At 66.1% G+C, this 16,872-nt stretch carries 16 protein-coding genes; 4 read left to right on the forward strand and 12 right to left on the reverse strand.

Annotated elements, in window-relative coordinates; genetic code table 11:
• The first annotated feature begins 151 nt into the window (after positions 1 to 151).
• The gene (locus LQR33_RS05320) at positions 152 to 1,795 is read left to right on the forward strand and encodes a methyl-accepting chemotaxis protein (RefSeq protein ID WP_221667014.1); all 1,644 of its coding nucleotides are present in this window, start codon (positions 152 to 154) and stop codon (positions 1,793 to 1,795) included.
• Between the two features lie 72 nt (positions 1,796 to 1,867).
• Here the strand turns inward: LQR33_RS05320 and lnt are convergent, their stop codons facing one another.
• The 12 genes from lnt to LQR33_RS05380 form a co-directional block, all read right to left on the reverse strand.
• Positions 1,868 to 3,358 (reverse strand): apolipoprotein N-acyltransferase, encoded by a 1,491-nt coding sequence (gene lnt, locus LQR33_RS05325; RefSeq protein WP_221667013.1) that lies wholly within the window; start codon positions 3,356 to 3,358, stop codon positions 1,868 to 1,870.
• Positions 3,359 to 3,421: 63 nt separating this feature from the next.
• The gene (locus tag LQR33_RS05330; protein WP_166440359.1) at positions 3,422 to 4,273 is read right to left on the reverse strand and encodes an HlyC/CorC family transporter; all 852 of its coding nucleotides are present in this window, start codon (positions 4,271 to 4,273) and stop codon (positions 3,422 to 3,424) included.
• 3 nt (positions 4,274 to 4,276) lie between these two features.
• A complete protein-coding gene (ybeY, locus tag LQR33_RS05335; RefSeq protein ID WP_221667012.1) occupies positions 4,277 to 4,783 on the reverse strand; it encodes an rRNA maturation RNase YbeY in 507 nt (168 codons plus the stop codon).
• A complete protein-coding gene (locus LQR33_RS05340) occupies positions 4,770 to 5,729 on the reverse strand; it encodes a PhoH family protein (protein WP_166440357.1) in 960 nt (319 codons plus the stop codon). The genes ybeY and LQR33_RS05340 overlap by 14 nt, the downstream gene beginning before the upstream one ends.
• On the reverse strand, positions 5,719 to 6,396 hold the full coding sequence (locus tag LQR33_RS05345; protein ID WP_231467878.1) for an HAD family hydrolase: 678 nt from the start codon (positions 6,394 to 6,396) through the stop codon (positions 5,719 to 5,721). The genes LQR33_RS05340 and LQR33_RS05345 overlap by 11 nt, the downstream gene beginning before the upstream one ends.
• Positions 6,393 to 6,680 carry a YciI family protein gene (locus LQR33_RS05350; protein WP_231467879.1) on the reverse strand — a complete coding sequence of 96 codons (288 nt, stop codon included), beginning with the start codon at positions 6,678 to 6,680 and terminating at the stop codon, positions 6,393 to 6,395. The genes LQR33_RS05345 and LQR33_RS05350 overlap by 4 nt, the downstream gene beginning before the upstream one ends.
• A 79-nt stretch (positions 6,681 to 6,759) precedes the next feature.
• Positions 6,760 to 8,094, reverse strand: a complete 1,335-nt coding sequence (gene miaB, locus LQR33_RS05355; RefSeq protein ID WP_166440354.1) for a tRNA (N6-isopentenyl adenosine(37)-C2)-methylthiotransferase MiaB — start codon at positions 8,092 to 8,094, stop codon at positions 6,760 to 6,762.
• 29 nt (positions 8,095 to 8,123) lie between these two features.
• Positions 8,124 to 8,504 (reverse strand): hypothetical protein, encoded by a 381-nt coding sequence (locus LQR33_RS05360; protein ID WP_221663689.1) that lies wholly within the window; start codon positions 8,502 to 8,504, stop codon positions 8,124 to 8,126.
• A gap of 75 nt (positions 8,505 to 8,579) precedes the next feature.
• The gene (locus LQR33_RS05365) at positions 8,580 to 9,782 is read right to left on the reverse strand and encodes a cation:proton antiporter domain-containing protein (protein ID WP_231467881.1); all 1,203 of its coding nucleotides are present in this window, start codon (positions 9,780 to 9,782) and stop codon (positions 8,580 to 8,582) included.
• 233 nt (positions 9,783 to 10,015) lie between these two features.
• Positions 10,016 to 10,717 (reverse strand): S4 domain-containing protein, encoded by a 702-nt coding sequence (locus LQR33_RS05370; RefSeq protein WP_231467883.1) that lies wholly within the window; start codon positions 10,715 to 10,717, stop codon positions 10,016 to 10,018.
• 69 nt (positions 10,718 to 10,786) lie between these two features.
• Positions 10,787 to 11,731 (reverse strand): DMT family transporter, encoded by a 945-nt coding sequence (locus LQR33_RS05375; protein ID WP_231467885.1) that lies wholly within the window; start codon positions 11,729 to 11,731, stop codon positions 10,787 to 10,789.
• Positions 11,718 to 12,935, reverse strand: coding sequence for a tetratricopeptide repeat protein (locus LQR33_RS05380; protein WP_231179256.1), 1,218 nt, complete (start codon positions 12,933 to 12,935; stop codon positions 11,718 to 11,720). The genes LQR33_RS05375 and LQR33_RS05380 overlap by 14 nt, the downstream gene beginning before the upstream one ends.
• 106 nt (positions 12,936 to 13,041) lie before the next feature.
• On the opposite strand from LQR33_RS05380, the gene LQR33_RS05390 reads away from it, so the two are divergent.
• The 3 genes from LQR33_RS05390 (at position 13,042) to LQR33_RS05400 (ending at position 16,766) form a co-directional block, all read left to right on the forward strand.
• Entirely contained in the window at positions 13,042 to 13,959 is a 918-nt protein-coding gene (locus tag LQR33_RS05390; protein ID WP_166440348.1) for a LysR family transcriptional regulator, read from the forward strand.
• A gap of 115 nt (positions 13,960 to 14,074) precedes the next feature.
• Positions 14,075 to 15,772 carry a hydrogenase maturation protein gene (locus tag LQR33_RS05395; protein ID WP_221668136.1) on the forward strand — a complete coding sequence of 566 codons (1,698 nt, stop codon included), beginning with the start codon at positions 14,075 to 14,077 and terminating at the stop codon, positions 15,770 to 15,772.
• A gap of 133 nt (positions 15,773 to 15,905) precedes the next feature.
• On the forward strand, positions 15,906 to 16,766 hold the full coding sequence (locus tag LQR33_RS05400; protein ID WP_231467887.1) for an AraC family transcriptional regulator: 861 nt from the start codon (positions 15,906 to 15,908) through the stop codon (positions 16,764 to 16,766).
• Positions 16,767 to 16,872: the final 106 nt, after the last annotated feature.

Below are 16,872 nucleotides of genomic sequence, written 5' to 3' on the forward strand. Positions count from 1 at the left end.
ATGTCCGGGCTTTTTCATGCCTGCTAGCCTTGCGCTTGATCGGAATGCGCAAAACGGCGTGGCGGCGGGGGGCATCCGTTTCTAGAATAATTTTGTAATCGAACTATCAAAACAAGCACGAATACGTGCGGGGTTGGGGAAGGAGCGGGAAATGGCAAACGCAGGCATGAGCTTGAAGGCCCGGCTGGTCGGCTTGATGGCGCTGGTGGTGGCGGTGGTGTGCGGCCTGGGCGTGGTGTCGGTGTACAACCAGCGCCAGGTGATGCTGCAGGACAGGCAGGACAAGGTGCGCAATCTGGTGCAGAGCGCGGTGGGCCTAGTATCCAGCTACGAGAAGCTGGTGGAGAGCGGCAAGATCGGCGAGGCCGACGCCAAGCGCATGCTGTCCAAAGCGCTGAGTTCGATGCATTACGAGAAGGCGGATTATTTCTTCGCCTATGACTCGGACTGGAATTATGTCGCCCACGGCGCCAAACCGGAGCTGATCGGCAAGAACCTCGCCGGAGTGAAGGATCCGAACGGCATCGAATTGAAGACGCTGTTCCAGAACGCGATTTCATCGCCCGGCGGCGGCGGTTATGGCGAGTACGTGTGGAGCAAGCCCGGCTTCGATCAGCCGCAGCCCAAAATTTCCTATGTCACCACCACGCCGAAGTGGCATTGGATCGTCGGCACGGGCATCTATCTGGACGATGTTTCAGCCGCCTTCCATCGGGAGCTGTTGTGGCTGGGCGGCGTGCTGGCTGCGGCGCTGCTGGTGCTGCTGGGCATGGGCGGCATGATATTGCGCAATGTGTTGAGCCAGCTGGGCGCGGATCCGCAGGAGACGGTGGCGGTGGTCAAGCGCATCGCCGCCGGCCATCTGGACGAGGACGTGGCGGTGAGGGAGGGCGATCAGGAGAGCCTGATGTCGGCGGTGGGCGCGATGCAGCGCGAGCTGGAGCGGCTGGTGCGCGACATCATCGACGGCGCCAACCAGCTGTCCCAGGTCAGCAGCAAGGTGACCGGCGAGGCCGAGGCGGTGGGGCGCGGCTCCGAGCAGCAGAGCGCGGCGGCCACGGCGATGGCGGCGTCGATCGAGCAGCTCACCGTCAGCGTCAATCACATTTCCGACCGCTCGCAGGATGCGCGCAATCTGGCCAACGAGTCCGGCACGCTGTCCAAGAGCGGCGGGGCGGTGATCGCCGAGGCGGTCAGCGAAATGCGGCGCATCAACGACGCGGTCGACCAGACCTCGGGCATCATCACCAGCCTGGCGGACAAGACCCAGACCATTTCCAGCATCATGCAGGTGATCAAGGATATCGCCGACCAGACCAATCTGCTGGCCTTGAACGCGGCGATCGAGGCGGCTCGGGCCGGGGAGATGGGGCGCGGCTTCGCGGTGGTGGCCGACGAGGTGCGCAAGCTGTCCGAGCGCACGGCGCAGGCGACGCAGGAAATCGCCTCTATGATCCAGGATGTGCAGCAGGGGGCCGAGCATTCCCGCCACAGCATGGAGGAGGCGGTGTCGCGGGTGAAGGCGGGGCTGGGGCTGGCCGAGCAGGCGGGTTCCGAGATCGCCCGCATCCAGGACAGCGCCAGCGGCGTGGTGGCCGTGATCGGCGACATTTCCCACGCGCTGCAGGAGCAGAGCGCGGCCAGCCAGACCATCGCCCAGCACGTGGAGCAGATCGCCCACAGCGCCACCAGCAACGCGTCGGCATCGCAATCGGCGTCGCAGGCCATCCACAATATGCACCAATTGGCGGCCAATTTGCGGCAACTGGTGTCGCGCTTCTCGGTCAGGGGCTGAGCGGCGCGGCGGCCGCGCGGGAGTGGATGCGGAAAGCCCGGCTGCGAGCCGGGCTTTTTTGATCAATGCGGCCTAGTGCTGGCCGCGGCGGCGCCAACCCAGCAGCAGGGCCAGCAGCAGCAGCGCGCCGCAGCCGATGATGACCGGCAAGTTGCCGACGCGCATGTAAGGCGTCAGACCCTGGCGGCTTTGGGCGAAGCCGGTCAGCACCTGGGTGGTGAACGGGGCTGCCACCGCCGAAATCTCGCCGTCCGGTCGGATGATGGCGGTCATGCCGTTATTGGTGGCGCGCAGCATGTAGCGGCCGGTTTCCAGCGAACGAGCCTGCGACAGCTGCAGGTGCTGGCTCATCGCCTCGCTCCGGCCGAACCAGGCCAGATTGCTGACGTTGGCCAAGATATCGGCGCGGGAGGCCGGGCCGATCAGCTCCTCGCCGAAACTGTCCTCGTAACAGACGTTGAACGCCACTTTATGTCCGGCCAGCGTCAGCGGGGCCTGATCGGCGCCGCCGCGGCTGAAGCCGGACAGCGGCATGTCCATGTGCTGGTAGATCCAGCCTATCAGGCCCGGCAGCGGCACGAACTCGCCGAAGGGCACCAGATGGTCCTTGGCGTAGTAGGGCATCTTGGGGTCGGACAGCGCCACCACCGAATTCAGATAGCCGCGGCCGTCGTTGGTGCGGCGCGGAATGCCGGTGGCCAGCGCCATGCCGGAACGAGAGGCTTCGCCGCGGATCATCGACAGGTAGCCGGATGGCAGGTCATCGAGGAACAAGGGCAGCGCGGTTTCCGGCAGGATCATCAGGTCGGCGCGAGTCATCGCCACCTGGCGGTAATAGGTGAGCAGCGAGTTTTCCAGGTTCTCCGGCGACCATTTCAATTCCTGCGCGATATTGCCCTGGCCCAGCGCCACCGTGATCGGTTTGCCGACCGGATGGGTCCATTCGATGTCGCGCAGCCACACGCCGCTGCCCCAGACCAGCGCGGCGGCGATCAGGATGCCGATGCGCTGCCGCATGCCGGCGCGCGCGAGCATGGCCAGCGCGCCGGCGGACAGCGCCACCAGGTAGCTGACCAGGTGGATGCCGCCGACCGGCGCGTAGCCCGCCAGCGGGCTTTCGGTGATCTGCGAGTAGCCGGCCGCGCCCCAGGGAAAGCCGGTCATCACCCAGCCGCGCAGCCATTCGCCCAATTCCCAGGCGGCGGGGAAGGCCAGCAGCCAGCGCACGCCAGGCCGCGGATCGATGCGGCAGGCCAGCCAGGAGGCCAGGCCGGGGTACAACGCCAGATAGGCCGGCAGCAGCAGCACCAGCGGCGCGGCGATCCAGGCCGGCAGGCCGGCCACGTCGTGCAGGCTGTCGTAGATCCAGCGGAAATTGCTGACATAGGCGCCGAGGCCCCAGGCGTAGCCTATCCAGAACGCACGGCGCGGCTCGCGCTGCAGCAGCTCGACTAGTGCGGCCAGCGTGATCGGCATCAGCCAGAACAGCCGATAGGGGGCGAAGGCAAACAGGGTGAGGGCGCCGGCCAGCGCGGCGGCCAATAGCAGGATCAGGATTCGCATGGGGCTTGTTGCAGTTGGATACGAGGTTGCAGCCGGCGGCTGCCGGCTGCATTCAGCATAGCCTTATTCGGCCATGTCGATGGAGGCCTGGATGCGCTCCACCAGCAGGGTGTCCAGGCGGCGGCTGTCGGCGCGCAGCACGGTGAAGCGCAGGCCCGCGGCTTCGATCTTTTCGCCGCGCTTGGGCAGGTGGCCGGTCAGCGAGATCACCAGCCCGCCGACGGTGTCGACGTCGTCGTCAGCGTAGTCGGTGCCGAAGTAGTGGTTGAAGTCTTCGATCTCGGTCAGCGCCTTGACGCGGTAACGCTCGTTGCCGCGCACAGGGACGATGTCGTCCTCATCGTCGTCGATGTCGTACTCGTCCTCGATGTCGCCGACGATCTGCTCGATCACGTCCTCGATGGTCACCAGGCCGCAGACGCCGCCGTATTCGTCCACCACTACCGCCATGTGGTTGTGGGTGGCGCGGAAGTCGCGCAGCAGCACATTCAGCGGCTTGGATTCCGGCACGAACACCGCCGGGCGCAGCACGTTCTTCAGATTGAAGGTGGAGGGCGCATGGAAGTAACGCAGCAACTCCTTGGCCAGCAGGATGCCTTGCACGTCATCCTTGCTTTCGCCTATCACCGGGAAGCGCGAGTGGCCGGAATCGATCACGGTCGGCAGGAAGCGGGCGATGGGGTCGTCGATGTTCAGCACGTGCATCTGGCTGCGCGGAATCATCACGTCGCGCACGGTCAGCTCGCTGACCTCCAGCACGCCTTCGATCATGCCGAGGGCCTCGGCGTCGAGCAGGTTGCGCTCGAAGGCGTTGTGCAACAGCTCGATCAACTCCTCGCGGTCTTCCGGCTCGCGCAAGAGCATGGTGGACAGGCGTTCAAGCCAACTGGGTCGCGGTTTACTGGGGTCTTCCATTTCTTAGATGTGCTCCTCGTGGTAGGGATCGGGATATCCTAGCTGTTTAACGATTACGGTTTCAAGCGCTTCCATCGCTTCGGCCTCTTCGTCTTCCTCGTGATCGAAGCCCTGCAGGTGCAGCATGCCGTGCACCAGCAGGTGGGCGTAGTGGGCCATCAGGTCCTTGTTCTGCTCGGCGGCTTCCTGCTCCACCACCGGCGCGCACAGCACCAGATCGCCGAACAGCGGCAGGCCGGCCACCGGCTCGCCTTCGTTCAGCGCGAAGGACAAAACGTTGGTCGCATAATCCTTGGCGCGGTAGTCGTTGTTGAGCTGACGGCCTTCAGCGGCGTCGACGATGACGATGCTGATCTGCGCTTGTTTGACGTCGCGGCGCAGCGCGGCCTGGCAGGCGCGGCGGATCAGCGCCGGCTCCGGCAGGGCGGCGGCGTCGCTGCGCACGTCCAGGGTCAGTTCCAGCCGCTCGGCCAGGCGGGCCAGCAGCGGGTTGCGTTTAGCTTTTTTCATCTTGCTTGCTTTGGTAATGGTCGTAGGCGTCGACGATTTTCTGCACCAGCGGATGGCGCACCACGTCGTTGCTGTTGAAATGATGGAAGTGGATGCCGCGCACATGGCCGAGGATGCGCTCCACCTCGACCAGGCCGCTCTTCTGGTGGCGGGCCAGGTCGATCTGGGTGACGTCGCCGGTGATCACCGCGCGCGAGCCGAAGCCGATCCGGGTCAGGAACATCTTCATCTGCTCCGGCGTGGTGTTCTGCGCCTCGTCCAGGATGATGAAGGCGTGGTTCAGCGTGCGGCCGCGCATATAGGCCAGCGGCGCGATCTCGATCAGGTTCTTCTCGAACAGCCGGGTCACGCGGTCGAAGCCCATCAGGTCGTACAAGGCGTCATATAGCGGCCGCAGATACGGGTCTACCTTCTGCGCCAGGTCGCCGGGCAGGAAGCCCAGCTTCTCGCCGGCCTCCACCGCCGGGCGCACCAGCACGATGCGCTTGACCGCGTCGCGCTCCATCGCGTCCACCGCGCAGGCGACGGCGAGGTAGGTCTTGCCGGTGCCCGCCGGGCCGATGCCGAAGGTGACGTCGTGCTGCTGGATGGCCTTGATGTAGCGGGCCTGATTGGGCGTGCGGCCTTTCAGATCGCCGCGGCGGGTGGCCAGCACAGGCGATTCTTCCTGCTCGGCGCTGGATTGCTGCTGGCGCAGCTCCACCAGGGTCAGTTGCACGTCGTCGACCGAGATGTCCTGTTTCTCCGCCAGCAGGTAGAGCCGGGTCAATGCCTCCACCGCCAGCTTGGCGGCCGGGCCTTGCGCGCGGAAGGCTTCGCCGCGGCGCTGGACGACGACGTCCAGGCCGGTTTCCACCTGTTTCAGGTTCTCGTCCAGGGGGCCGCACAGGCGGGCCAGCCGTTCGTTGTCCACCGGGTTGAAGCTGAGGGATTCGCTAGTGCTCATGCGTGTGCAATTGTTCGCTTAACTGTTGAAAAACGGCGGCGTGGCTGCCGTGCGAAACCTGGCAGGCGGCCATGCCCAGCCGGCTCGCCGGCTCGATGTCGCGTTCCAAGTCGTCGCCCACCATCAGGCAATGTCCGGGCGCGAGGCTTTCCAGCGCCAGCGCGTGGCGGAAGATGCGCGGGTCCGGTTTGGCGGCGCCGGCGTCCTCCACGGTGACGACGTGGCGGAAGTGGTGGGCGATGCCCAGGTGCGCCAGCTTGGCCCGCTGCTGTTCGGCGCCGCCGTTGCTGACGATGATGCGGATCAAATGGCGGGTGGCGTCGAGAAAGCCTGCCGCTCCGGGCGTGAGCCGACGGTGGCGGCGGTAGGCGTCCATATACGGCTGGAACAGACGCGCGGCCTCGTCTTCGGCGATATGCGGCAGGCCGAGAAAGTCGCGCAGCCGTTCGTGGCGCTGTTGTTCTATCGTCAGCTCGCCGGCCTCGAAGCGCCGCCAGTGGCGATCGACGCAGGCGCGCCAGCGGCGGAACAGCTGGGTTTCGGATTCGGCGAAACGGGCGGCATGCGGCCCGATGAAGGCGGAAAACGCCTGATGGGTGGCGTGGCTGTCGTCGAACAGCGTGTCGTCCAGGTCCAGCAGCAGGGCCTTGATGCCGCTCGCGTTCATGCTTCCTTCAGGCTTTCCAGCCCCGCGGCCGTCATGCCGGGCACGAATTCGATGATGTCGTAGCGGGCGACGCCGCCCCTGGCGAACGGGTCCCTGGCAAGGCGGGCTTCCAGCGCCGCGTGCTCGCCGCGCGCCAGGATCACGCCGCCCTCGCGCGGCACCTTGCGGCCGGAGGCCAGGAAGGCGCCGTCGGCGTAGGCTTGTTTCAGCCAGGCGACGTGGGCATCCAGCAGCGCGTCGACATCGGACAGCGGGGCGGTATAGGTCAGCGAGACGACGAACATCTTGAAATCCTCCGTATCGGAACCAGCCGAGCATACGCCGCGCGATGCGCATTGCATAGCAAGCCGGCTCCGCTCCCGGTCAGGCGATCTCGTTGATCACCACCTCGCCGGCCAGCGAGTGCGGGCGGGCTTCGGTAATTCTGACATCCACCGTCTGGCCCAGCAGGCGCGGATGGCCGGCGAAGTTGACCACGCGGTTGTTGGCGGTGCGCGCCGCCAGCATCGAGGCGTCTTTCTTCGAGACGTTTTCCACCAGCACGCGCTGCACGGAGCCGACCATCGCCTTATTGATTTCGAAGCCTTTGGCTTCGATCACCTCGTTCAGCGCTTCCAGACGGCGCACTTTCTCGGCGTGGGGAGTGTCGTCCGGCAGGTTGGACGCCGGCGTGCCCGGGCGCGGGCTGTAGATGAACACGAAGCTGAAGTCGAACTCGCAGTCGCGCACCAGCTTCAGCGTCTGTTCGAAGTCGGCTTCGGTTTCGCCGGGGAAGCCGACGATGAAGTCCGAGCTCAGGCACAGGTCCGGGCGGATCGCGCGCAGCTTGCGGATGATGGACTTGTATTCCAGGCCGGTGTAGCCGCGCTTCATCGCCATCAGCACGCGGTCGGAGCCGCTCTGCACCGGCAGGTGCAGGTGGGAGACCAGCTTGGGCAGCTTGGCGTAGCAGTCGATGATGCGCTGGCTGAACTCGCGCGGGTGGCTGGTGGTGAAGCGGATGCGCTCCACGCCCGGGATCTCGTGTACGTATTCCAGCAGCAGCGCGAAGTCGGCGATCTCGCCATCGCTCATCAGGCCGCGGTAGGCGTTGACGTTCTGGCCCAAGAGCGAGATTTCCTTGACGCCCTGGGCGGCGAGGCCGGCGATCTCAGTCAGCACGTCCTCGAACGGGCGCGACACTTCCTCACCGCGGGTATACGGCACCACGCAGAACGAGCAGTACTTGGAACAGCCTTCCATGATGGAGACGAAGGCCGCGCCGCCATCCACCTTGGCCGGCGGGATGTGGTCGAACTTTTCGATCTCGGGGAAGGAGATGTCCACCTGCGAGCGGCCGCTTTGCTTGCGGCTTTCGATCAAATCCGGCAGCCGGTGCAGCGTCTGCGGGCCGAACACCACGTCGACGAAGGGCGCGCGCTTGACGATGGCGTCGCCTTCCTGGCTGGCCACGCAGCCGCCGACGCCGATGATCAGATTGGGGTTGGCTTCCTTCAGCGGGCGGATGCGGCCCAGGTCGGAGAACACTTTCTCCTGAGCCTTTTCCCGCACGCTACAGGTGTTGAACAGGATGACGTCGGCTTCTTCCGGGTTGTCCGTCTTGACCATGCCTTCGGCGCTGCCCAGCACGTCCGCCATCTTGTCGGAATCGTACTCGTTCATCTGGCAGCCGAAGGTCTTGATGTATACCTTCTTCATTGCTACTCGGTTCCAGCTCGTATTCGGTTTCAGGGTTGGATCTGGGCCTGGCGCTGTTTCAGCGCCTCGATCTCGTCGTCGCCCAGCGCCCAGATGCGGTTGATATTGCCTTGCTGATCGAAGGTCACGCCTATGGTGCGGCCTTTCAGAGCGTTCAGTTGCCCGCTCAGCAGGAAGCGGTTGTGCTCATCGAACACGCGTAGGCCGGTGGCGAGCGCGAAATGCTGCGGCTCGACGGCGATCAGCGCCGACAGCCGCTGCAGCAGCGTGCGGTCGGAGCGGACGAACTCGATGCCCGAGTCTTCGACGCCGGCCAGCCTGCCCATCACCAGGCCGTCGGGCAGCAAGCGGCCGGCCGATGACGGCAGGGCGAGGCAGAATAGGCATAGCGTGGCGATGAGTTTTTTCATAGCAAATTGAACGCGTTGCGCGCGATTCTATCATAGCCGGCGGCCGAGCCGGCCAAATGTTCGGCATCCGCTGGCTCAGGCCGCAGCTTCCGCGCGGCGGCTGTAGCGCTCGGCCAGCGCGAACATCATCGGGTTGAACAGGATGGATACGATGGAGCCGGCCAGGATCAGCGCCTGGCCGCGCGCGCTGAGCAAGCCCAGCGACATGCCCAGTCCGGCCAGGATGAAGGAGAATTCGCCGATCTGCGACAGGCTGGCCGCGATGCGCAGGCTGGTGTGGTGGCTGCGGCGGAACAGGCGCACGATGCCGTAGGCCGCCGCCGATTTGCCGACCACGATGATCAGCACGGTGGCCAGCAGCACCAGGGTGTCCTTCAGCAGCACTTCCGGGTCCAGCAGCATGCCCACCGACACGAAGAACAGCACGGCGAACGCTTCGCGCAGCGGCAGCGATTCTTCGGCGGCGCGGTGGCTGAACGGCGACTCGGCCATCACCATGCCGGCGAAGAAGGCGCCCAGCGCGAACGAAATCTGGAACAGCTGGGTGGCGCCGTAGGCCACGCCCAGCGCGGTGGCCAGCACGCCCAGCCGGAACAGCTCGCGGCTGCCGGTGTGGACGATGAGCTCCAGCATCCACGGAATGAAGCGGCGGCCGACGATCAGCATCAGCGCGACGAAAGCCGCGACCTTGGCCACGGTCAGCGCCAGCGCCCAGCCCAGCTGGGCCAGCGACGGCGCAGCCTGGCCGCCGCCCAGCGCGCCGGCGAAGGCGGGCAGCAGCACCAGGGTCAGCACCATTACCAGGTCTTCCACCACTAGCCAGCCCACCGCCACCTTGCCGTCCTCGCTGTCCAGCCAGCCGTATTCCTCCAGCGCGCGCAGCAGCACCACCGTGCTGGCCACCGACAGGGCCAGGCCGAACACCACGCCTTCGCCCAAGGGCCAGCCGAGGAAATGGGACAGGCCCATGCCCAGCAGCGTCGCCACCGCGATCTGCACCAGCGCGCCGGGGACGGCGATGGCTTTCACCGCCATCAGGTCCTTGATCGAGAAATGCTGGCCGACGCCGAACATCAGCAGGATCACCCCTAGCTCCGCCAACTCCGGCGCCAACGCGGTATCCGCTTGGAAGCCCGGCGTGAACGGGCCGACCAGGATGCCGGCGCAGAGATAGCCTACCAGCGGCGGCAGCCTGAGGCGCAAGGCCAGCGCGCCGAGCGCGAAGGCGAAGACCAGGCCGCCGACGATGGTGGTGATCAAGGGGGTGTCGTGGGGCATGGGCGGAATTCCGGTTGAATGGCTGGATGGTATAAAGACGGAATATCAGGAACCGAGTTCCGATAAATTTATTTTTTTATTCAACTTTCATTTTGGCACGAAGCCGTCCCGCGCGCCTTGATCTGCTCGGTATGAGGCGCCCGCGTCGGCGGGACAATACGCATCGTCATCGCATGGAAAACCGGAGGCGCGCAGCCCGCGCGGGGGGGGGCGGCGGGCTGCGCGGGCAAGGATCAGAAGCGTTCGAACGGCTGCAGATAGCGCCATTGTCCCGGCTGCAGTCCGGCCAGGGCCAGGCGGCCGATGCGGATGCAGCGCGCGCTTTGCAGGCTGATGCCGAGCTGGCGGCTGATTTCGGCGAAGAAGCCGGCGCGCGGCGCGTAAACGGCGCAGCGTAGTTGATGGTCGCTCTGGCGGCTGATCTTGCATTGGCGCAAGGGTTTGCCGTCCAGGCGGATGGCTGCGACGCGCGCTTTCAACTCGTCGGCCGCCGGCGCCCGCTCCACTTGCAGCAGGAATTCCATTTCGCACTCAGCCAGATGGCGCGGCAGCTTTTTATCCTGAGTCAGGACCAGCAGGCCATGGCAGCGCTCATCCACGGCGCCGAGGACGCTCAGGTGCTGGCGGTGGCGGGCCAGCCAGACTTGTTCCGCGCCGTCCTGCGGCGAGCGGCTATCCGGCCCCAGCAGCTGCGCCGGCGGCGCGTCCTCGCCCTCCGGGCGGTTCAATAGCATCGTCACCGGCAGCGTGGCCAGAGCCTGGGGTGTTCCGGCCAGCGTGATTTGCTGTTCCGGCCGTACCCGCGCGCCCAGCGTATTGACCACTTTGCCGTCTACTTTCACCAAGCCCTGCTCGATGCAGGCGTCGGCCTCGCGCCGCGAGCACAGGCCTAGCTCCACCATGCGCTTGGACAGGCGCACGCTCGTCTCATCCATTTGTTCACACCTTGTAAAACGGACGGCGATTATCCGTTGCCGCCCGCGGGCTGGCAACGGAAACGGCGCTCAGGCGGAACGGGAGGGGCGAAGTCCGCGCCAGCTGGGTCCGGAGGCGCGGTTGCCGAGCACGATGCCGGCGATGGCCAGCGCGCCGCCGACCGCCATTTCCAGCGACAGCCGCTCTCCCAACAGGCCGGCGCCCAGCAGCACCGCGCTGAGAGGATTGAGGGCGATGAACACGCCGGCGCGGGTGGCGCCGATCCGGCGGATGCCGTCGTAGTACCAGATATAAGCCAGCGCCGAGCCCAGCGCGCCCAGATAGAACAACCCGCCCCATTGCGCGGTATCCAGCTTGCCGATGGCGGCGAGGCTGGCGTCGCCGTGCAGCCATGCGGTCAGCCACAGCATCGACGTGCCCAGCAGGATGGACCAGGCGACTGTCTGTAGCGGCCCCAGCGCCTGCGACAGGCCGCGCGAGCCTACGCTGTACGTCACCCAGCAGGCGACGCAGCCCAGAATCAGCAAATCGCCGCTGGAGCCGGCTGCGGCGGTCAGCGCGTCGGGGTTCTTGCCGATGATGACCAGCCCCGCGCCGGCCAGGCACAACGCGACGCCGGCCAGCTTGAGCGGCGGCAAGGCTTCCTTCAGCAGCAGGAAGGAGGCCAGTGCGATCATGGCGGGATTGAGCGCGACGATCAGCGAGGCGCGGGCGGCGCCGATGTGCTGCAGGCCATAGAAGAAGAACAGGTTGTAGCCGAACACGCCGAACAGGCCCAGCAGGGCCAGTCTGAGCATTTGTCCGGGGGCAGGGCGGACCAGCGGCGTTCGCGTCAGCGCCAGGCAACCCAGCAGAGTGGCGCTGGCGATGGTGAAGCGCAGGCAGGCGGCCAGCAGCGGCGGCAGGCCGCCGGCAAGCAGGCGGCCGGCGATGAAGGTGCCGCCCCAGATCACGGCCACCAGCACCAGTTGCAGATACAGCCGGGGAGACGCGTCGCGCTCAGGCCGGCGCATGGTTCGCCTCTAGGCCGGCCTGCCGGCGTTGACAGGCCTGCAGGGTCAGCGGCAGCAGCTCGCGCTGCGCACGGCTGCCGCCCAGCACGCTCCAATGCGGCTGCGCCGCCTGCAAGGTGCGCAGGCTGTCTTCGACGCGGCCTTCGGCGAAATGCAGGATGCCCTTGAGCACGGTGAGGCCGGTTTGGTGGGTCTGCGGGTCCAAGCCGAAGCCGTCGCTTTCCGCGATCAGTTTTTCGATCAGCACCGGCTGGCCGCTGGCGGCGAAGGCCAGCGCCGCGTGCAGGCGGTGGAAGTGGGACATCGACGCGCCTATGCTGCCGCTCCACAAGAAGGCCAGCTGCTGCCAGATGTCGTCGAAGCGGGAGTCGTCCGGATGATTGAGGCGGTAGCGCCATAGAAAGGCCACGGCGTCCAGGTCCTGTTTGGCGAAGCGGCTATCCTTCAGCGCGTACATTTCGTGGAAGGTGCGTACCGACTGCTCGGTCTGCAGGCTCTTCTCGTAGCCTATCGCCAGGTGCCAGTACACATGCATGCGCATGCCGGCGTTGTCTATCCACTGCGCCTTGCATTGTTCGAGGAAGGTGCACAGTTCCTGCCAGCACTCCTGCTCGTGCAATGCATGCGCGACGGCGTGGATGCCGTAGATGTTGTCGGCGCAATGGCGCAGCGATTCCAGCCCCAGTTTCAGCGCCTGGCCCGGGTGGCCGGCTTCGACGGTGACAAAGGCCTTGATCGCCAGGTAATAGGAGGAAAGCGGATGGTCGGCGCCGATGTGGCGATCGCAGCGCTCCAGGTCCGGCACCAGTTCCGGCGTGTGGCCGGTGCAGAAGTCGAACATATGGGTGAAGAACAGCGCCACCACGTCGCTGGGATAGGCGTCCAGGTGCTGGCGGAACAACTGGCGGGCCCGTGGGTAGTCGAAGCTCACCCAGGCGCGGAACGCAGCCACCAGCAGGCGCAGTTCGGGACAGTCGGTTTCCTCCGGCGCCAGTTGCTGCAGGCAGAGCGTGAACTTGTACAGGTCCTTCAGCTCGCAGGAGGTGATGGCGTCGAAGCCGACCAGCAGCCGGCGGTAGACCGCCCGGATGGGGGTGTCCGCCTGCAGATGGTCCGGGATGCCGCGCAGCGACAGGAAGTGGCCATTGATTTCCGGCCAGATCTGGGAGGCGCCGTCGGCGGCGGAATAGACGAATTGGGGCATGGTGTCGGATTCCATGGCGGACTAGGGAGTTAGTTTAATCAGGCATATTCTTATGCTAAATGCAAGTCATGGTAAAATGAGCGATTACTCATGATGGAGCGGGCCGATGACGCTGACGCAACTGGAGATTTTCGCCCTGGTCGCGGAAATGCAGGGCTTCACCGCGGCGGCGGCCCGGCTGGGGATTTCGCAGTCGGGCGTATCGCACGCGGTGCGCGAGCTGGAACGGGAGCTGGGCGTGGAGCTGCTGCGGCGGCAGCAGGGGCGGGCGGAACTGACCGACATCGGCCGGCAATTGCTGCCTCGGGCCAGCGGCATGCTGGGGCTGGCGGAGGCGATGCGGCAGGAGGCGGCGGACGCGCGCGGCCTGCGCCGGGGCACGCTGCGCATAGGATCGTTCGGCCCCACCTCCTCAATGCGCCTGCTGCCGGGACTGTTGGCCCGTTACCGGGAACAGTACCCGGGAATCGAAGTGCATATCGACGAGGGAACGGACAGCCAGGTGTTGCAATGGCTGCTGGAGCGGCGGGTGGATGTTGGTTTCGCGGTGTTGCCCGAGCCGAGGTTCGCCAGCTGTCCGCTGGTGGAGGACCAAATGGTGGCGGTGCTGCCAGCCGGCCATGCCTTGGCGGGCCGGCCGAATCTGACTCTGGGCGAATTGTGCGGCGAGCCGTTCGCGTTGACCGGCGCTGGTTCGGCGGAGCTGGTCACCCGGCTGTTCCAGGCCGCCCGGCTGCAGCCGAACATCCGCTACCGCTGCGGACAGCTGCTCAGCACGCTGGAAACCGTGGCGCGGGGCGAGGCGGTCACCGTCGTCGCCGAGCTGTCGTTGCCGCTGCGCCCCTATGTGACCGGCTATGTCAGCAAGCCGCTGCATCCGGCGGTGCTGCGCCAAGTGGGATTGGTGATGCTGGACGAAGAGCAGGCCAGTCCGGCGGCGCGAGCGTTTTTGCAGATGGCCGGTCGGTTGAGGCGGGAAGGCGGCTTGGAAGGCATGCTGGCCGAGAGGGGACGGCTGGACTGACCAATGGGTCAGGTTAATTATGCTTTAATCATTTAAATTGTTTCCAGTCAAATTGTATTGAATTTTCTCTGCGTAGCATGCGGCGCTTGTCCGAGCCCATACGCGGGAGAATGCAGTGCAAGCCTTGAGAATTGTTTTGCTGTCCACGGCCTTCAACGGCCTGACCCAACGCGCCTGGCTGGAGTTGCGCGAATCCGGCCACAAGCCGAGCGTGGTGCTGTTCACCGACGCCGACGAGGTGGCGCGCCAAGTGAGGGAGGCGCGGCCGCAGCTGGTGATTTGCCCCTTTCTGAAGGACAGGGTACCGGCCGAGTTGTGGCGGGACAGTCCGTTTCCGGTGGTGATCGTCCATCCCGGCATCGTCGGCGACCGCGGCGCGTCAGCGCTGGACTGGGCGATCATGAAGGGCGAGAAACGCTGGGGCGTGACCGCGCTGCAGGCGGTTGAGGAGATGGACGCCGGGCCGGTGTGGTCTAGCCGCGAGTTCGACCTGCCGCCGGGCATCCGCAAGTCCGAGCTCTACAACGGACCGGTCAGCGACGCCGCGATGTATTGCATCCGCGACGTGGTGGAGAAGTTCGTCGGCGGCTATCAGCCGCAGGCGGTCGATTACGCCGATCCGCAGGTGGCCGGCCGGCTGCAGCCGAACATGAAGCAGGCTGACCGCGCTTTCGACTGGCGCCAGCCGGCGGGCGAGATCAAGCGCCGCATCGACGCCGCCGATGGCCAGCCCGGCGTGTTGGCCGATCTGGCCGGCGGCCGTTATTTCCTGTGCGACGCCCATCTCGACCACCGGACCGGCGAGCCGGGCCGCATCCTGGCGGTACACGACGACGCGGTGCTGGTGGCCTGCGGCGACGCCAGTCTGTGGATAGGATCGGTGCGGCGGCAGCCGGCGCCGGGCGAGGAAACCTTCAAGCGGCCGGCCCGCCACGAGCTAGGTCGCCTGCTGGACGCCGCGCCCCGGCTGGAGTGGGCGGTGGATACCCATCCGCACTGCGAGGAGAGCTACCAGCCCATCCGCTACCGCGAGGTGGGCCGGGTGGGAGAGCTGACTTTCGAGTTATACAACGGCGCGCTCAGCACCGAGCACTGCCAGCGCCTGGTACGGGCCTTGCAATGGGCGAAGCGGCAGGACACTCGGGTGTTGCTGATACGCAGCGGCCGCGGGAGCTTCTGCAACGGGGTCCATCTCAACGTGATCCAGGCAGCGGAGCGTCCAGGCGAGGAAGCGTGGCGCAACATCCAGGCGATAGACGACGTCTGTCTGGAAATCCTCACCGCGCCGCAGCTGACGGTGGCCGGCGTGGCCGGCAACGCCGGCGCCGGCGGGGTGATGATGGCGCTGGCCGCCGATGTGGTGCTGGCGCGCCAGGGCGTGGTGCTGAATCCGCATTATGCAACCATGGGCCTGTACGGCTCCGAGTACTGGACCTATACCCTGCCGCGCGCAGTGGGCGGCGAGACGGCGGCCAGGCTAAGCGGCGACTGCCTGCCCATCGGCGCGCGCCAGGCCTGGCGGCTGGGCATGGTGCAGGACATCGGCCCGCGCGATCCGGAAACCTTCGGCAGCTGGCTGCTGAGCATGGCCGGCGCAGCCGAGCGCAACTGGCCGGAGCTTGTCCGGCGCAAGCAGGAGCTGGACCCGGCCCGTCTGCAGCTGTGCCGGCGCGCGGAGCTGGACGAGATGCGGCAGGACATGCTGGAAAACCGCCGCGGCTTCGCCGAGCGCTGCCAGGGCTTCGTTTTGAAGCGCCGCGCTTGCCGCACGCCGGAGCGCTTGGTCGAGGACTGGGCGCGCGTGGCGGACTGAGGCGCATCCAGCGCCGGGTGTATCGTAACGCTGGCATACCCGGCGCCGGTTACGGGCGCGGCGTGAAATAGAGCAAGCCGCGTCAAGAAGGTTTTCGCGCATTCCCGCATAGTGGCCGCCATGGAGGACGAGCATGGACAAGGCGGGCCGCTACGCGCGGCGTTTCGAAAAAGTGCTGGATCATATTGCCAGCCATCTGGACCAGCCGCTCGACGTCGAGCGGTTGAGCCAGTTGGCCCATTTCTCGCGCTTCCATTTCCACCGACAGTTTTCAGCTTATCTGGGCGTGGGCGTGGCCCGCTACATCCTGATGCAGCGGCTGCGCCGGGCGTCGTACTGGTTGGCGTTTCAGCCGCGGCGCAAGATCACATCCATCGCGCTGGACTGCGGTTTCGACAATCCCGAATCGTTTTCGCGCGCTTTCCGGCAAGCGCTGGGTTGTTCGCCCAGCGAATTCCGGCGCGGTCCGGACTGGCCGGACTGGCACGCGCGGATGACGCCTCCCGTCAGAGAAAGAATGGAAACCATGGAAGTCAATATCGTCAATGTCCAGCCCGTCATGGTGGCGGCGCTGGAGCATCTGGGGCCGCCGGAGCGGGTCAACGACAGCGCGCTGCGCTTCATCGCGTGGCGCAAGGAGAGCGGCTTGTCGCCGGTCGCCAGCAGCCAGACCTATGGCATCGCCTACGACAATCCGGAAACCGCCGAACCGGAGCGTTTTCGTTTCGACATCTGCGGCAGCGTCGCCGCGCCGGTGCCGGGCAATCCGCAAGGCGTGGTGACTAAAGAGATCCCGGGGGGGCGCTGCGCGGTGGCGCGCCACGCGGGGTCGCACCACGGTCTGGGCGATATGATCGGGTATCTGTACCGGGAGTGGCTGCCGGCCAGCGGCGAGACGTTGCGGGATTTTCCGGTGTACTTCCATTACCTGAACCTGGCCAGCGACACGCCGGAGCATTTGCTGCTGACAGACATTCATCTGCCGCTGTGCTGATGCGCTTTGGGCCGGCTGCGGCCGGCGGCCCGATCCGCTAAGCTGAAGCGATAGAGCAAACGTTCATTGGAGCGCCGCCGCGAGGCGGCGCAGCCATTCGGGAGCG

Source organism: Chromobacterium piscinae (genome assembly GCF_021129175.1).
Classification (GTDB): Bacteria; Pseudomonadota; Gammaproteobacteria; order Burkholderiales; family Chromobacteriaceae; genus Chromobacterium; species Chromobacterium piscinae.

What these genes read in the sequence shown, in the direction of transcription:
- LQR33_RS05360 (WP_221663689.1), bottom strand. Translation starts at nt 8,504, where the DNA reads ATGAAAAAACTCATCGCCACGCTATGCCTATTCTGCCTCGCCCTGCCG.
- LQR33_RS05320 (WP_221667014.1), top strand. Translation starts at nt 152, where the DNA reads ATGGCAAACGCAGGCATGAGCTTGAAGGCCCGGCTGGTCGGCTTGATG.
- LQR33_RS05400 (WP_231467887.1), top strand. Translation starts at nt 15,906, where the DNA reads ATGGACAAGGCGGGCCGCTACGCGCGGCGTTTCGAAAAAGTGCTGGAT.
- LQR33_RS05390 (WP_166440348.1), top strand. Translation starts at nt 13,042, where the DNA reads ATGACGCTGACGCAACTGGAGATTTTCGCCCTGGTCGCGGAAATGCAG.
- LQR33_RS05340 (WP_166440357.1), bottom strand. Translation starts at nt 5,729, where the DNA reads ATGAGCACTAGCGAATCCCTCAGCTTCAACCCGGTGGACAACGAACGG.
- LQR33_RS05350 (WP_231467879.1), bottom strand. Translation starts at nt 6,680, where the DNA reads ATGTTCGTCGTCTCGCTGACCTATACCGCCCCGCTGTCCGATGTCGAC.
- LQR33_RS05375 (WP_231467885.1), bottom strand. Translation starts at nt 11,731, where the DNA reads ATGCGCCGGCCTGAGCGCGACGCGTCTCCCCGGCTGTATCTGCAACTG.
- LQR33_RS05370 (WP_231467883.1), bottom strand. Translation starts at nt 10,717, where the DNA reads ATGGATGAGACGAGCGTGCGCCTGTCCAAGCGCATGGTGGAGCTAGGC.
- ybeY (WP_221667012.1), bottom strand. Translation starts at nt 4,783, where the DNA reads ATGAAAAAAGCTAAACGCAACCCGCTGCTGGCCCGCCTGGCCGAGCGG.
- LQR33_RS05330 (WP_166440359.1), bottom strand. Translation starts at nt 4,273, where the DNA reads ATGGAAGACCCCAGTAAACCGCGACCCAGTTGGCTTGAACGCCTGTCC.
- LQR33_RS05365 (WP_231467881.1), bottom strand. Translation starts at nt 9,782, where the DNA reads ATGCCCCACGACACCCCCTTGATCACCACCATCGTCGGCGGCCTGGTC.
- miaB (WP_166440354.1), bottom strand. Translation starts at nt 8,094, where the DNA reads ATGAAGAAGGTATACATCAAGACCTTCGGCTGCCAGATGAACGAGTAC.
- LQR33_RS05345 (WP_231467878.1), bottom strand. Translation starts at nt 6,396, where the DNA reads ATGAACGCGAGCGGCATCAAGGCCCTGCTGCTGGACCTGGACGACACG.
- LQR33_RS05380 (WP_231179256.1), bottom strand. Translation starts at nt 12,935, where the DNA reads ATGCCCCAATTCGTCTATTCCGCCGCCGACGGCGCCTCCCAGATCTGG.
- lnt (WP_221667013.1), bottom strand. Translation starts at nt 3,358, where the DNA reads ATGCGAATCCTGATCCTGCTATTGGCCGCCGCGCTGGCCGGCGCCCTC.